This window comes from Streptomyces cylindrosporus, assembly GCF_022698165.1.
Taxonomy (GTDB): Bacteria; Actinomycetota; Actinomycetes; order Streptomycetales; family Streptomycetaceae; genus Streptomyces; species Streptomyces cylindrosporus.
The window spans coordinates 48,229-63,021 of the sequence record NZ_JALDAY010000014.1; the positions used below are offsets into that span (position 1 = coordinate 48,229).

16 protein-coding genes are annotated in these 14,793 nt (G+C 72.2%); 5 read left to right on the forward strand and 11 right to left on the reverse strand.

Going from position 1 to position 14,793, the window contains the following annotated elements; all coding sequences use genetic code 11:
* Window positions 1–45 precede the first annotated feature (45 nt).
* Both MQP27_RS39055 and MQP27_RS39060 read left to right on the forward strand, forming a co-directional pair.
* Window positions 46–1,833, forward strand: a complete 1,788-nt coding sequence (locus MQP27_RS39055; RefSeq protein ID WP_242774878.1) for a glycoside hydrolase family 15 protein — start codon at window positions 46–48, stop codon at window positions 1,831–1,833.
* Between the two features lie 5 nt (window positions 1,834–1,838).
* On the forward strand, window positions 1,839–2,594 hold the full coding sequence (locus tag MQP27_RS39060; RefSeq protein ID WP_242774328.1) for an SDR family oxidoreductase: 756 nt from the start codon (window positions 1,839–1,841) through the stop codon (window positions 2,592–2,594).
* Window positions 2,595–2,597: 3 nt separating this feature from the next.
* Here the strand turns inward: MQP27_RS39060 and amaP are convergent, their stop codons facing one another.
* The 5 genes from amaP to MQP27_RS39085 are packed head-to-tail and all read right to left on the reverse strand — an operon-like array spanning window position 2,598 to window position 4,956.
* A complete protein-coding gene (gene amaP, locus MQP27_RS39065) occupies window positions 2,598–3,176 on the reverse strand; it encodes an alkaline shock response membrane anchor protein AmaP (protein WP_242774332.1) in 579 nt (192 codons plus the stop codon).
* 5 nt (window positions 3,177–3,181) lie between these two features.
* Entirely contained in the window at window positions 3,182–3,859 is a 678-nt protein-coding gene (locus MQP27_RS39070) for a DUF6286 domain-containing protein (RefSeq protein ID WP_242774335.1), read from the reverse strand.
* On the reverse strand, window positions 3,856–4,239 hold the full coding sequence (locus MQP27_RS39075; RefSeq protein ID WP_242774338.1) for an Asp23/Gls24 family envelope stress response protein: 384 nt from the start codon (window positions 4,237–4,239) through the stop codon (window positions 3,856–3,858). Before MQP27_RS39075 ends, MQP27_RS39070 begins: the two co-directional genes overlap by 4 nt.
* A complete protein-coding gene (locus tag MQP27_RS39080) occupies window positions 4,236–4,421 on the reverse strand; it encodes a hypothetical protein (protein ID WP_242774341.1) in 186 nt (61 codons plus the stop codon). The genes MQP27_RS39075 and MQP27_RS39080 overlap by 4 nt, the downstream gene beginning before the upstream one ends.
* Window positions 4,422–4,458: 37 nt before the next feature.
* Window positions 4,459–4,956, reverse strand: a complete 498-nt coding sequence (locus MQP27_RS39085) for an Asp23/Gls24 family envelope stress response protein (RefSeq protein WP_242774344.1) — start codon at window positions 4,954–4,956, stop codon at window positions 4,459–4,461.
* An 88-nt stretch (window positions 4,957–5,044) separates the two neighbouring features.
* Between MQP27_RS39085 and MQP27_RS39090 the strand changes: the two genes are divergently transcribed.
* Window positions 5,045–5,755, forward strand: a complete 711-nt coding sequence (locus MQP27_RS39090) for a nucleopolyhedrovirus P10 family protein (protein ID WP_242774346.1) — start codon at window positions 5,045–5,047, stop codon at window positions 5,753–5,755.
* 4 nt (window positions 5,756–5,759) lie between these two features.
* On the opposite strand, the gene MQP27_RS39095 is transcribed toward MQP27_RS39090, so the two are convergent.
* The 6 genes from MQP27_RS39095 to MQP27_RS39120 form a co-directional block, all read right to left on the reverse strand.
* Entirely contained in the window at window positions 5,760–6,563 is an 804-nt protein-coding gene (locus MQP27_RS39095; RefSeq protein ID WP_242774348.1) for an enoyl-CoA hydratase/isomerase family protein, read from the reverse strand.
* Between the two features lie 122 nt (window positions 6,564–6,685).
* A complete protein-coding gene (locus MQP27_RS39100) occupies window positions 6,686–6,904 on the reverse strand; it encodes a helix-turn-helix domain-containing protein (protein WP_019758351.1) in 219 nt (72 codons plus the stop codon).
* Window positions 6,905–7,227: 323 nt separating this feature from the next.
* Complete coding sequence (locus tag MQP27_RS39105) at window positions 7,228–8,826, reverse strand: ABC-F family ATP-binding cassette domain-containing protein (protein WP_242774350.1); 1,599 nt, start codon at window positions 8,824–8,826, stop codon at window positions 7,228–7,230.
* 147 nt (window positions 8,827–8,973) lie between these two features.
* On the reverse strand, window positions 8,974–10,383 hold the full coding sequence (locus tag MQP27_RS39110) for a hypothetical protein (RefSeq protein WP_242774352.1): 1,410 nt from the start codon (window positions 10,381–10,383) through the stop codon (window positions 8,974–8,976).
* A gap of 169 nt (window positions 10,384–10,552) precedes the next feature.
* Window positions 10,553–11,671 carry an alpha/beta hydrolase gene (locus MQP27_RS39115; RefSeq protein ID WP_242774353.1) on the reverse strand — a complete coding sequence of 373 codons (1,119 nt, stop codon included), beginning with the start codon at window positions 11,669–11,671 and terminating at the stop codon, window positions 10,553–10,555.
* Between the two features lie 100 nt (window positions 11,672–11,771).
* The gene (locus MQP27_RS39120; protein ID WP_242774354.1) at window positions 11,772–12,503 is read right to left on the reverse strand and encodes a class II aldolase/adducin family protein; all 732 of its coding nucleotides are present in this window, start codon (window positions 12,501–12,503) and stop codon (window positions 11,772–11,774) included.
* A 196-nt stretch (window positions 12,504–12,699) separates the two neighbouring features.
* On the opposite strand from MQP27_RS39120, the gene MQP27_RS39125 reads away from it, so the two are divergent.
* Both MQP27_RS39125 and MQP27_RS39130 read left to right on the forward strand, forming a co-directional pair.
* A complete protein-coding gene (locus MQP27_RS39125; RefSeq protein ID WP_242774355.1) occupies window positions 12,700–13,449 on the forward strand; it encodes a lysozyme in 750 nt (249 codons plus the stop codon).
* 98 nt (window positions 13,450–13,547) lie between these two features.
* The gene (locus tag MQP27_RS39130; RefSeq protein WP_242774356.1) at window positions 13,548–14,783 is read left to right on the forward strand and encodes an inorganic phosphate transporter; all 1,236 of its coding nucleotides are present in this window, start codon (window positions 13,548–13,550) and stop codon (window positions 14,781–14,783) included.
* The last annotated feature ends 10 nt before the right edge of the window (window positions 14,784–14,793 follow it).

Sequence of the window (14,793 nt, forward strand, 5' to 3'; positions counted from 1 at the left end):
CCACCACCGGATTGCCCCGTGGGCCCCCCGGGAACCCGCAATCTCGTGCACCCCCGTATCGAGGACTACGCCCTCATCGGCGACGAGCAGACGGCGGCCCTGGTCGGCAGGGACGGGTCCGTCGACTGGCTGTGTCTGCCCCGGTTCGACTCGGCGGCCTGCTTCGCGCGGCTGCTCGGCGACGAGGAGAACGGCCACTGGCGGATCGCCCCCAAGGACGCCGACGGCCCCTGCACCCGCCGCGCCTACCGCCCCGGCACCCTGGTCCTGGACACCGACTGGGAGACCGACGAGGGCGCCGTGCGGGTCACCGACCTGATGCCGCAGCGCGAGCGCGCCCCCGACCTCGTACGCATCGTCGAGGGTCTCCGCGGCCGCGTCACGGTGCGCAGCACCCTGCGGATCCGCTTCGACTACGGCTCGATCGTGCCCTGGGTGCGCAAGTCCGGCGGGCACCGGGTGGCCGTGGCCGGACCCGACTCGGTCTGGCTGCGCAGCGAACCCAAGGTGCACACCTGGGGCAAGGACTTCGGCACGCACTCGGAGTTCACGGTCGAGGAGGGCGAGAAGGTCGCGTTCGTCCTCACCTGGCACCCCTCGCACGAGCCGCGCCCGAAGCTCCTGGACCCCTACAAGGCGCTGCGCGCCAGCGTCCGCGACTGGGAGAAGTGGTCGCGGCGCTGCCGCTACGACGGCCCCTACCGCGACGCCGTCGTCCGCTCCCTGATCACCCTCAAGGCCCTCACCTACCGGCCCACCGGCGGCATCGTCGCCGCCCCCACCACCTCGCTGCCCGAGGAGCTGGGCGGCGTCCGCAACTGGGACTACCGCTACTGCTGGCTGCGCGACTCCACCCTCACCCTGAACGCGGGCCTCTCGGCGGGCTACCGGGAGGAGGCCGAGGCCTGGCGCGACTGGCTGCTGCGCGCGGTCGCGGGCGACCCGGCCGACCTGCAGATCATGTACGGCCTCGCGGGCGAGCGGCGGCTGCCCGAGGTGGAGCTGCCCTGGCTGAAGGGGTTCGCCGAGTCGGCGCCCGTACGGATCGGCAACGGGGCCGTGGACCAGCTGCAGCTGGACGTGTACGGCGAGGTGATGGACTCGCTGTCCCTGGCCCGCAGTTCGGGCCTGTCCACGAAGCCGCACATGTGGGCGATCCAGTGCTCGCTGGTCGAGTGGCTGCGGTCGCAGTGGCGGCAGCCGGACGAGGGGCTGTGGGAGGTGCGCGGCGGGCGGCGGCACTTCGTGCACTCGAAGGTGATGGTGTGGGTGGCCGCCGACCGGGCCGTGCGCGCGCTGGAGAAGGACCCGAAGCTGCCCGGCGACCTCGACGGCTGGCGGGAGCTGCGGGACGAGGTGCACCGCGAGGTGTGCGAGAAGGGCTTCGACGCCGGGCGGAACACCTTCGTGCAGTCCTACGGCTCGGCCGAGCTGGACGCCGCGCTGCTGCTGATCCCGCGCGTCGGCTTCCTGCCGCCGGACGATCCGCGGGTCGTGGGCACGGTCGACGCGATCCGCGCGGAGCTGGACCACGGCGGCTTCCTGCGCCGCTACAGCACCGACGGCACCACGGTCGACGGGCTGCCCGGCGAGGAGGGCACCTTCCTGGTGTGCTCGTTCTGGCTCGCGGATGCCCTGCACATGACGGGCCGGCGCAAGGAGGCCCGGGAGCTGTTCGAGCGGCTGCTGGGGGTCGCCAACGACGTGGGGCTGCTCGCCGAGGAGTACGACCCCGTGCAGGGGCGCCAGCTCGGCAACTTCCCACAGGCGTTCAGTCACATCGGGCTGGTGAACACCGCCCTCGCCCTGTTCGGGGACGAGGGGGCAGGATAGGGGCCATGGATCTTGGACTGAAGGACCGGGTGTACGTCGTCACCGGGGCCACCCGCGGCCTCGGCAACGCCGCGGCGCGTGAGCTGGTCGCCGACGGGGCGAAGGTGGTCGTCACCGGCCGGGACGAGAAGCGGACCGCCGACGCGGCGGCGGAGCTGGGGCCGAACGCGGCGGGGGTGGCCGTCGACAACGCGGACGCGGACGCGCCCGCGCGGCTGATCGCCGCCGCGCGTGAGCGGTTCGGCGGCTTCGACGGGATTCTCGTGAGCGTGGGCGGGCCCGCGCCGGGGTTCGTCGCCGACAACACCGACGAGCAGTGGCAGGCCGCGTTCGACTCGGTGTTCCTGGGAGCCGTTCGCCTCGCGCGTGCGGCCGCCGCCGAGCTGGAGGCCGGGGGTGTCATCGGGTTCGTGCTGTCGGCTTCGGTGCACGAGCCGATTCCGGGGCTGACGATCTCGAACGGGCTGCGGCCGGGGCTGGCGGGTTTCGCCAAGTCGCTGGCGGACGAGCTGGGGCCGCGCGGAATCCGGGTCGTGGGTCTGCTTCCCTCGCGCATCGACACGGACCGCGTGCGTGAGCTGGACGGGATGTCCGCCGACCCGGAGGCGACGCGTGCCGCGCACGAGTCCCGTATCCCGCTCAGGCGTTACGGGACTCCGGAGGAGTTCGGACGTACGGCCGCGTTCCTCATGTCTCCGGCCGCCTCCTACCTGACCGGGATCATGCTTCCCGTCGACGGCGGAATGCGGCACGGATTCTGAGTCTCAACTGACCCTTTCCGCACGGTGTTTGACGGCCTTCATGCGGACCTCCGCGGGGAGTGCGGCAAGGCCCGCCGAATTCCTCGCGTGCGTCAGCGCCTGGGACGTCAGGTGCTGGAGGGCCGTCCCCGGGTCCACGTGCGGTTCCAGCAGGAGCTGCACGCGGGTCTCGGGGGCCGTGCGGCGGCCGGTCAGGCGGACGTCGGCCTGTGCCACACCGTCCAGGTCGCTCGCCTCGCCGGCCAGTACGCCCTCCAGGGCCCGGCCGCGCAGCAGCGCGCCCTCGCCGTCGCCGGTGTCGACCAGCACCTCGGCCAGCCGGCGTCGGCGCAGGTTCGCCGTCAGCCACCACAGGGCGACGAGGACCAGGACCGCCAGTGCGGCGATGACCGCCGGCCACCACCAGCCGTGGTCCTGCCAGCGCGTGCGCTCGGCGTCGCTGAGCAGGACGTCGTGGCGGCCGTCGTGGATCCACCAGGACGGCGGGTTCGCGCCCAGTCCGACGGCGAGGACGGCGCCGCCCAGGAGGAGGAGTACGAGTCCCACGACGCCGATCAGTAGCCGGTTGGCGATCCTCAGCATCGCCGTCACCCCTTCCGTCCGGGACGCCGTACATGGACCGTCAGAGCCGGCTCCCGGGACAGTCCCAGGCCCCTGATGGCGTCGGTGAGGGTGGTGTCCAGGTCGGCGCGTACGTCGTCCAGTTCGCGGAAGTGCGAGGCGGCGTACACGTCGGCGCGGGAGCGGCGCATCCGGACCCGCACCGACTGGACACCGGCGACCTCCATGGCGCGGTCCCGCAGTACCAGCGCGGCGGCCTCCCGGTACAGGCCGGCCCGTACGTCGATCTGCGTGCGGCGCATCGGCAGGACGGAGCGCAGTCCGGGGGTCGCGGCGAGCACGATCAGCCAGACGCCGAGGGCGGCTGCGACGCCCGCGCCGACGAGCACCCAGGTGTCGTCCAGGGGGCGTTCGGCGAGCTGTCGGGCCAGTTCACGGCGCCAGCTCATCGCGGGCCGGTTCGCCCGTACGGCCGCGATGTCGTAGAGGAAGACGCCCGCGACGGCGAGCACCAGGATCGCCACGATGCCCGCGGGGACGCGGCGCGCGGACCAGAAGCGGCCCTGGTCGCCGTCCTGCCCGGACGGCGGGGGCCCGTAGGCCGGTTCGTACGTCGGTTCCGGTGCGGGTGGTTCCTGCGCGGGTGCCTGTTCGATCACCGGCAGCCGTTGTGTGGTGCCCTCGGAGCCCTGGGACTCGCTCATCGCGTCCTCCCGTGTGCCACGCCGTGCGCCGGGATCAGATGAAGCCGTTCCACGTGGACGGCGACCTCCGGCACCTCCATGCCCACCAACGCGCGTACCCGCAAAGCGACATGTCGACGCACGTCGGCGCAGCGGGCGCCGATGTCGCAGGGGTAGTCGAGTTCGAGATGGAGGCGGACGTGCACGGTGTCGTGGTGGACGACCACGGTTGCCTGCGGGCGTGCGGTGTCCGGGGACTGGTCGGTGAGCCGCTCGCGGGCCGCCTGGCCGGCGATCTTCGCGACGACCCGGTCGGCGATCCTGGTGGCGCCGCGCTCGCCGGGCGCGACGCCGGCCAGGGGTCTGCGCAGCTCACCGACCCCCTCGCTCACCGATGTCACCGCCGGCGGTCGTCACGCGTACGGAAGAAGTCGCCGAAGTCCAGGTCCCCCTCCAGGAACCGGCCGACGACGAAACCGATGGCGCCCAGGGCGGCCACCAGCAGGAAGGCCCCGAAGCCGCCGAAGTACCCGGCGAAGCCCAGGGCCATTCCGGCGATCATGCCGACCACGGCCATGCTCATCGTGCGCTCCCCTCACGGTTGTCCGCTCGCCGGCCGGTCACTGGATCCGGGGCTCCGGCTCCTCGTCCTCTTCCTCCGGCAGCTTCACGTCGCTCACGGCGATGTTGACCTCGACGACCTCGAGGCCGGTCATGCGTTCCACTGCCGCGATCACGTTCTCGCGCACGGCCCGGGCCACGTCGGCGATCGAGACGCCGTAGTCGACGACGACCTCCAGGTCGAGCGCCGTCTGCACCTCGCCGACCTCGGCCTTCACGCCGCGCGTCACGGACTTCGAGCCGCCGGGCACCCGGTCGCGCACGGCCCCGAAGGTGCGGCTGAGGCCGCTGCCCAGGGCGTGCACGCCGACCACGTCCCGTGCGGCCAGCCCGGCGATCTTCTCCACGACCCCGTCGGCGATGGTCGTGCGTCCCCTGGTGCCGGGGTCGCCGCCGCCGCGCCGGGTCACCTGTGCCTTTCGGGTGCCAGGGGTGTCGGGTACCTCCTTCTCGCCGCCGGGGGCCCTCGTGCGGTTCTGTTCCGTCATGTCGGTCATCGCCGTACGTCCCTTCCGGTTCGTCGTCCTTGAACCACCGTAAGTGGGGTTGCCCGCCCGCGCGCCGGGGATGCGGCAGGCTGGAGGAATGACGGCGGAGCAATGGACTCGTGCGGCGGTGCGGCATCGGCTGGGGCTCGGCAGACTGCTGCCGCTGGGCGGCGCGCACGACGGCGCGTGGATCACGGAGGAGGCGGCCGGGGCGGTGCTCCGGCGCGCCTGCGAGGAGCTGCGCGGGCTGCGCCTCGACGCGCTCCACATCTCCCTGGCCGACCCGGAGGACGCGCGCGAGCCCGTCGTACCGCCGCCGCCGAGCGCTCTGCCGCCGGGGCCGTTGCGGGTGACGGCGGAGTTCGCGGCCACGGCGGCCGAACCGCTGCCGGCGACGGCGGCCCTGCTGCGCACGACCCTGGCGGCCGCGGCGGAAGGGGTCGGCCTGGCGGTGACGGAGGTGGACCTGCGCGCGACGGCTCTGCTGGACGAGGAGCCGGAGCCGGTTCCGGTGGAGCCGCCCGACCCGCCGCGCGCCGCGGAGCCCGGCGACGAGGACGAGCGCCGGGCGGCGTCCGCGGCCCTGATGGTCCCGGGGGTGGCCCATCTGACCCGCGGCCTCGGCCGTGCGGTGCAGATCGAGGTACGGCGGGAGGAGGGCACGCTGCCGCACCGCCACGCGCGCGTGGAGCTGGCGGTGGAGGCGGGCCACCGGGCCGTGGAAGTGGCCCGGCGGGTCCGTGCGGTGGTCGCGGAGGCGCTACCGGGTCAGCCGACGGTGGCGGTACTGGTGACGTCGGTCGGCTGAACCGTCACTCGCCGAGACCGGCGAGGTCCCGCAGCCGCCGGGCCTGCGCGGCACGCTCGGCGGCGCGCTGGTCGTCGTACGAACGCCCCTGCGCGCCACGGATGAGGGCCTTGGTCTCGATCACCGCGTCCCGCGGCGCCGCCAGGATCGCCGCGGTCAGGTCCTTCACGGCCGCGTCGAGCTGGTCGGCCGGGACGGCGAGGTTGGCGAGGCCGGTGTTCACCGCCTCCTCGGCCTGGACGAAACGGCCGGTGATGCAGATCTCCAGCGCGCGGGCGTAGCCGAGCAGCCCGACGAGCGGGTGCGTGCCCGTGAGGTCCGGGACCAGGCCGAGGCTGGTCTCGCGCATGGCGAACTGCACGTCGTCGGCGACGACGCGCAGGTCACAGGAGAGCGCCAGCTGGAAGCCGGCGCCGATGGCATGCCCCTGGACGGCGGCGATGGACACGAGGTCGCTCCGGCGCCACCAGGTGAAGCCTTCCTGGAACCCGGCGATGCTCGCGTCGAGTTCACCATCGCTGCTGCGAGCGAGGTCGATGAACGTCGGCTCGCCCTCGATTCCCTCGGGCGTGAACATCTGCCGGTCGAGCCCGGCCGAGAAGGACTGTCCCTCGGCCCGCAGCACGACGACGCGGACGGACCCCGGCAGGACCCGCCCGGCCTCGGCGAGCGCACGCCACATCGCGGGGCTCTGCGCGTTGCGCTTGGCCGGGTTGGTCAGGGTCACCGTGGCGATCGCGTCGTCGACGGTGAGCCGTACGCCGTCCTTGTCGAGTACCGGACCGAGGTCCTTCGCGGGCGTGGCCATGGAAGCCTCCGATGAGTGCGGTCAGCAGAGCAAAACTACTAGCTAAGCGACTGCACAGTAACCACCCGGCCGATCGGACGACCGACCGGGTGGCCACCATCGAAGCCGATGGCCGCCCGCGATCAGCCTGCGGCCTTCTTGCCCCGTGTAGCCCCGCCACGCCCACGCAGCGTGACGCCGGACTCGCTGAGCATCCGGTGGACGAAGCCATACGAGCGGCCGGTTTCCTCGGCCAGCGCCCGAATGCTCGCACCGGAGTCGTACTTCTTCTTCAGGTCTGCCGCGAGCTTGTCGCGCGCGGCGCCGGTTACCCGGCTGCCCTTCTTCAGAGTCTCGGCCACCCGTGCCTCCTCATGGGAAGTGCGCTCTGGTCTCCTCATGATCACCCCTCCCGGGCTTCATGGCCACCCATTCGGCAAGGTCCGTGAGACAGGGTTTTGACGACAGGAGCGCGCCCCCACAAGCGGAACCTGTAATTCCACCATGTGGCGTTCGTACCGCCGAACGGGTTCTTTCGCGAAGTACCAGGTCAGGGATGCGGGACGGCCGAGCCCTTGTCGATAAAGGACTCGGCCGCGAAATGGATGTAGGACACACCTCGGTACGAGGAGATCTCACACAGATGGTGGATCACCGATAAGCCGAATGATCCATACGCCGTTGATCAAGCAAGGGCGACGAGATCCGCGTAGTCGGCGCCCCACAGGTCCTCGACGCCGTCCGGGAGCAGGATGATCCGCTCCGGCTGGAGCGCCTCGACGGCGCCCTCGTCGTGGGTGACCAGGACGACGGCGCCCTTGTAGGTTCGCAGCGCGCCGAGGATCTCCTCGCGGGAGGCCGGGTCGAGGTTGTTCGTCGGCTCGTCGAGGAGCAGGACGTTCGCCGAGGAGACGACCAGGGTGGCCAGGGCGAGCCGGGTCTTCTCGCCGCCGGAGAGGACGCCGGCGGGCTTGTCGACGTCGTCGCCGGAGAACAGGAAGGAGCCGAGCACCTTGCGGACCTCGACGAGGTCCATGTCGGGGGCGGCCGAGCGCATGTTCTCCAGGACGGTGCGGTCGGCGTCGAGGGTCTCGTGCTCCTGGGCGTAGTAGCCGAGCTTGAGGCCGTGGCCGGGGACGACGGCGCCGGTGTCCGGGGTCTCGACACCCGCCAGGAGCCTCAACAGGGTCGTTTTTCCGGCGCCGTTGAGACCGAGGATGACGACCCGCGAGCCCTTGTCGATGGCCAGGTCGACGTCGGTGAAGATCTCCAGCGAGCCGTACGACTTCGACAGCCCCTCCGCGGTGAGCGGGGTCCTGCCGCAGGGCGCGGGCTCGGGGAAGCGCAGCTTGGCGACCTTGTCCTGCATCCGCACCGCCTCAAGGCCCGCGAGGAGCCTGTCGGCGCGCTTGGCCATGTTCTGCGCGGCGACCGTCTTGGTGGCCTTGGCGCGCATCTTGTCGGCCTGCGAGTGCAGGGCCGCGGCCTTCTTCTCGGCGTTCTGCCGCTCGCGCTTGCGGCGCTTCTCGTCGGCCTCGCGCTGCTGCTGGTAGAGCTTCCAGCCCATGTTGTAGATGTCGATCTGGGCGCGGTTGGCGTCCAGGTAGAACACCTTGTTGACGACCGTCTCGACGAGGTCGACGTCGTGGGAGATCACGATGAAGCCGCCGCGGTACGTCTTGAGGTAGTCCCGCAGCCAGATGATCGAGTCGGCGTCGAGGTGGTTCGTCGGCTCGTCGAGCAGCAGCGTGTCCGCGTCCGAGAACAGGATCCGGGCCAGTTCGATACGGCGGCGCTGGCCGCCGGAGAGGGTGTGCAGCGGCTGGCCGAGCACCCGGTCGGGCAGGTTCAGCGCGGCGGCGATGGTGGCGGCCTCGGCCTCGGCGGCGTAACCGCCCTTGGTGAGGAACTCCGTCTCCTGGCGCTCGTACTGCTTGAGGGCCTTCTCCCGGGTGGCGCCCTGGCCGTTCGCGATCCGCTGTTCGTTGTCGCGCATCTTGCGGATCAGTACGTCGAGGCCGCGCGCGGAGAGGATGCGGTCGCGGGCGAGGACGTCGAGGTCGCCGGTGCGGGGGTCCTGCGGGAGGTAGCCGACCTCGCCGGAGCGGGTGATGGTGCCGGCGGCGGGGATGCCCTCGCCGGCGAGGCACTTGGTGAGCGTGGTCTTGCCCGCGCCGTTACGGCCGACCAGGCCGATGCGGTCGCCCTTGGCGACACGGAAGTTGGCGGACTCGATGAGGACTCGGGCGCCGGCGCGCAGCTCGATACCGGTGGCGGAGATCACGGACAGACTCCAAGGCGGACATGAGGTTGACGGATGGGCGGCTGAGGCGTTCCCGCCGTCTAATGCGCGAGGAGAATGGCCATGGGACAAGTCTAACGGTGGCGTGCAAGCACTTTTTCTACGTCCGGGTGTTCGTTACGGCACTCCTCAGTTCCCCCCGGTGTGCACCTGGAAGGCCGCCCTGCGGACCGCCTTCGCCAGGGCGGGGTCGGGGTGGGCCGCGGCGAGGGCGACCAGGACCTGGACGGTGCGGGGGTGGCCGACGGCGCGCACCTCGTCGAGGAGCATCGGCACGGTGGGCTGCACCGCGGACTCCAGGTGCCGTACCAGCATCGGGGCCTCGCCGTGGTCGGTGACCGCGGCCGCCGTGTCGACCCACAGCCAGGTGGCCTCTTCCCGGGTGAGCACCTCGTGGGCGTCCTCCGGGTCGATGCCGTCGTGCTCCGCCAGCCAGAGCAGGGCGTACGGCCGCAGGGTGGGCTCGTCGGCGACCGCGCGGACGTCCGGCTCGGCGGGGGCGCCGACCACGCGCAGCGCCTCGAAGGCGAGGCCCCGCAGCAGGGCGTCGTCGCCGCGGGCGGCGTCGATGAGCTCGCTGACGGCGCTGGAGACGGTGCGGGCGGCGAGCCAGGCGCGGTACTCGGCGCGGGCCGCGTTCGGGCGCAGCTGGGCGCAGCCGCGGAGCATCTCCTCGGCTGCGACCTCGATGTTGCCGGCCGGGCTCTGCGCGGCCACGCAGATCTGCTCCAGCTTGACCCACACCGCCCAGCTGCCGAGCGGGGTGAGCGTGGCCTGCGCCGCGTCGTAGGTGAGGGCGCCGACGGAGGCGAGGGCGTGCAGGGCCCATTCGAGGAGGGGGGCGAGGGGGGCGAGCGGCGCGTCGGTGGGCGCCGGCTGCTCGACGGGCTCCGGCTGGGGGCCGTACGGGATCTCGCAGCGTTCCGTGCGCAGTTCTGTGACGCGCTGCTCCAGGAGGTCCAGGAGCTGCTCGACCGGGACCGGTCCGGCGGACAGCTGGAGGAAGGAAAGCACCTGCGGCATGGCCGAGACGACCTCGGCGACGGCGGCGGGCTCGTGGTCCGCGGGCTCCGGGTGGGCCAGCGACCAGGCGTCGAAGAGGGCGACCCAGCCGCGCAGTACGGCGCTGTCGTCGCGGTCCCAGGCGCGCAGCCGCCAGCCGGGGCGGGCGCTGTCGCCGTGCACCTCGACGAGTCCGGCGAGCCGGGCGGTGTCCCAGTCGGCGCGGACCTGAGCGGCGGTCAGGCCCAGGTCGGCGGCGGCCCGTTCGGCGGTGGCGTCGGAGAGGGTGGCCTTGCCGTCGGCGGTGGCGCCGTCCCGGCCCGGGCCGAGCGAGGCGTCGGCCCAGTGGGCGACGCGGGCCGCGGCGGCCAGTCGGGAGCGCGCCATTCTGGCCAGCTCCGCGGGGGCCGGTGTGCCCTCCGGAGGGCGGGGTGCGGGGCGGCGTGGGCGCCGCTGGTTCACAGCTGAGGGGGCGGCGGCCAGGGGTCGCGGGCGGACGAGTCGAAGCCTGGAGTCGCGCGGGATACGGGACGTCACGGGTGCAGTCTTCCGGTTGACGGTCCGAAAACCCAAACGGAATGTCACCGGGGGCGACGGGACTGGCCAACGCCGGGCCCTTGAGGGGGCCCCGGGGACGGGTTCAGGCCAGCGGTTCGGCGTTAAACGGAATCAGGGCGACCGTCCAGTGCGGCGCTGCCGCGAGGGCTCACATCAGGGGGGTCAGGAAGCGTCGCAGAGCCTCTTCGTACGCCTTCGGGTCGGCGTTCCACATGGCGCCGTGCGGGGCGTCGCGGACGGTGTGGAGGGCGACGAGGTTCGGGCGGGCGTCGGCGAGGCGGCGGGAGTACGCCCAGGGGGCGAGGTGGTCGTCGGGGCCGTGGAAGATCAGCGTCGGGACGGTCAGCCGGGTCGCCTCGCGGGCGCGGTCGCCCTCCAGGCCCGTGCGCCCCTGTGCGGCCCGGACGGCGAGCGGCAGCAGGGCGCCCGGGGTGCGGCGGGCCGAGGCGAGGGCGCGCAGGGTGGTCGGCCAGCTGAGCACCGGGGAGTCGAGGATCAGCCCGGAGACACGGTCGCGCAGCCCGGAGTGGGCGGCGGCGCGCAGGGCCATGGTGGCGCCGGTGGACCAGCCGTACAGGACGACCTCGTCGGCGCCCTGCTGGACGGCGTGGCGGATCGCCGCGTCCAGGTCGCGCCACTCGGTCTCGCCGAGGTGGTTCAGGCCGTCCGGGGAGCGAGGGGCGCCGGGGTCGCCGCGGTAGGCGAGGTCGAGTACCGGGAAGCGCTGCTCGTGCAGGAACTCCATGACGTTCATGGGGTGTTCGCGGGTGGCGCCGAGGCCGTGCACGGTGATCACCCAGGTGTCGCGCAGGCCGGGCACGAACCAGGCGGGCAGGGTGCCGAGTTCGCCGAGGATCTCGACGTCCCGGTGGTCGAGGCCGAGGGCGGTGCGCGGGGTGCCGACGTGGGTGTTCGGGGTGAGCCACACCTTGTCGCCGGGTTCGAGGGTGCCGGTCGTGACGCGTTCCAGGCGGCGTACGACGGTGTCGGCGGAGTGGCTGGCGGTGCCGAGGACTGGGCCGACCACGGCGTGGGTGGCGTCGCCGGTGAGGCCGTACACGCCGGGGCGCATTGCCGCCAGGTCGCGGGTGAGGGCGATCTGGCCGGCGGCCGTGGCGTGCACGGTGAGCCGGGGTTCGGTGGGCAGGGGCCGGCCCGGGGGCGCCTTGAGCGCGGCGTCGCTGGCGAACCGGCCGACCGCCACGGAGGCTGCGCCGGCGGCCAGGGCTACGGTGACGGCGGCGGCCGTCGCTTTGACAGTGCGCACCCGTCCAGTGTCCTGGCCAAGGGCGCGACCGGCCAGCGGGAGGGAGGGGCGGGGTGACGGGAGACGTGGTCTGCTCACGGGGTGCGGGTACCCCGCGACCTCACTTCCGCTGCCCGTACCCCCGTAGCTTCTCGCCCACCTCGGCCAGCTGTTCCCGGGACAGCAGGTGGGGCGTCAGCCCCGGTACCGAGGTCGCCGTCAGCCACAGCCGGCACATCCACTCCAGTTGGGCCGTGCGGTCGTAGGCCTGGTCGAGGGTGGTGCCGTACGCCATCGTGCCGTGGTTCTGGAGGAGGCAGGCCGTGCGGTCGGTGAGGGCACGGAGCATGTTCTCGGCCAACTCGTCCGTGCCGTACGTCGCATAAGGGGCGACTCGGACAGGTCCGCCGAGGGCGGCGGCCATGTAGTGGATCAGCGGGAGCTCGGGGACGAGGGTCGAGACGGCCGTCGCGTGCACGGCGTGGGTGTGGACGACCGCGCGGGCGTCGGTCGTGCGGTACACGGCGAGGTGCATGGGCAGCTCGCTGGTCGGGACCAGGGTCCCGAGGAGCTGTCGCCCGTCGAGGTCGACGCCGGTGATGTCGTCCGGCGTGAGCCGGTCGTACGGGACGCCCGAGGGTGTGACCAGCACGGTGTCGCCGACGCGCACGGAGACGTTGCCGGAGGTGCCGACGACCAGCCCGTCGGACACGGTGCGGCGGGCGGTCGCGACGAGCGTCTCCCAGGCGCGCGCCTCCTCGGGGAGCGCACCCCTCCCCCACTCCGGGGGCACATCCTGTGCGCCCTCCCCGGCACCCCGCCCGTCCCGCTGGTCCCGCCGCTGCTCAGCCATGCCGCGATCCTGCCAGGGACGCCCTCAAGTCGCCGTGGGGCGGGCGCACTTTAGGGCGGAGGGCGCACTTCCGGGAGAGGACGTTATCTGACATATCCCTCTCTTCTCATGCTTGGCCGGAGATCAGCAAGCATTCGACGATCTTCCAGTAATCTCCCCGTGATTTGTCGTGCACGTCGCCATTCCGGGGGGAAACATGGCCCGTGATCGCAAACCGTTCCGCCGCCGCACCCGCGTGATCGCGGTCGCCGTCGCGGCACTCACCGCCGGCGGGACCGCCCTCGCCGAGTCACCGGCCTCCGCGGCGAGCCTGCCGAAGGGGCACGACGTCTCCTCGCACCAGAAGAACGTCAACTGGTCCAAGGCGAAGGCCAAGGGGTCCAAGTTCGTCTACATCAAGGCGACCGAGTCCACGAACTACAAGAACCCGTACTTCGGGCAGCAGTACAACGGCGCCCGCGACGCCGGCATCATCCGCGGCGCCTACCACTTCGCCCTGCCGAACAAGTCGTCGGGCCGGACGCAGGCGGCGTACTTCGTACACAACGGCGGCGCCTGGACCGCGGACGGCTGGACGCTGCCGCCGGCGCTCGACATCGAGTACAACCCGTACGACAAGAAGCACAAGTGCTACGGGATCAGCAAGGCCGCCATGGTGAACTGGATCACCTCGTTCAGCAACGAGGTGAAGCGGCTCACCGGTCGTCGCCCGGTGATCTACACGACGGCCCACTGGTGGAACACGTGCACCGGCGGCAGCCGCGCCTTCGCCGCTAATCATGCGCTGTGGATCGCCCGGCACGACTCGGCGGACGCGGGGTCGCTGCCGGCCGGCTGGTCGTTCTGGACCTTCTGGCAGTACGACAACAGCGGCAGCCTGCCGGGTGATCAGAATCTCTTCAACGGGTCGCAGGCCCAACTGAAGCGGTTCGCGCGCGGTTACTGACGGGTCTGGACACCGCGAAGCCCGCCGCAGTTCATCTTCCGTTTACCCAGGTTGCCTACGGTCAACCGACCGATGACTTCGAACGATTGCCTGGGTAAATGGAAAACTTCTCGCTGATCCTCGCGATTGTGGTCGTAACCGCACTCGCGTTTGATTTCACGAACGGTTTCCACGACACCGCCAACGCGATGGCCACGACCATCTCGACCGGTGCGCTCAAGCCCAAGGTCGCGGTGGCCATGTCCGCCGTGCTCAACCTTGTGGGTGCCTTTCTCTCCGTGGAGGTCGCCAACACGATCTCCAAGGGTCTCGTCGACGAGACCGGCATACGTCCCGAGGTCATATTCGCCGCCCTGGTGGGCGCGATCCTCTGGAACCTGGTGACCTGGCTGGTGGGCCTGCCCTCCAGCTCCTCGCACGCCCTGATGGGCGGTCTGATCGGCGCCACCATCGCCTCCGCGGGCATGGGCGCGGTCCACGGTGACGTGCTGGTCACCAAGGTGCTGATCCCGGCGCTCGCCGCCCCGGTCGTGGCGGGCGTCGCCGCGATGCTGGCGACCCGCTTCTCCTACACCCTCGGCAAGAAGGCCGACGGCAAGGCCGCGGAGAAGGGCTACCGCGCCGGCCAGATCGCCTCGGCCGGCCTGGTCTCCCTCGCGCACGGCACCAACGACGCGCAGAAGACGATGGGCATCATCACCCTCGCCCTGGTCGCCGGCGGCGCCGTCGCGCCCGACTCCGACCCGCCCACCTGGGTCATCCTCTCCGCGGGCCTGGCCATCGCGCTCGGCACGTACATCGGCGGCTGGCGCATCATCCGCACGATGGGCAAGGGCCTGACCGACCTCCAGCCGCAGCAGGGCTTCGCCGCCCAGACCAGTGCGGCCACCGCCATCCTGGCCTCCTCCCACCTCGGCTTCTCCCTCTCCACCACGCACGTCGTCTCCGGTTCGGTGATGGGCGCGGGCCTGGGCCGCAAGGGCGGCGCGGTCCGCTGGTCGACGGCCACCCGGATGTTCGTGGCGTGGGGCCTGACGCTCCCGGCCGCGGCCCTGGTGGGCGCGCTGGCCGAGTCGGTCACCGACCTCGGCGACTGGGGCACGGCGGTCGTCGCCGTCTTCCTGGTCGCTTCGAGCGCCGCGATCTGGAAGGTCTCCCGCCGCGAGGTCGTCGACGCGTCGAACGTCGTCGGCACGGAGGAGCCGGCCGGCGTGGTCACCACGGCGATCGCGGCCGTCACGCCGCCGCCGGCGGGCTCGGTCGCCGAGGACCTGACGGCCACGATCCCCGCTCCCGCCACCACGACCCCGGCCACCCCGCCGGCCGCCGTCTGAGCCCCGCGCA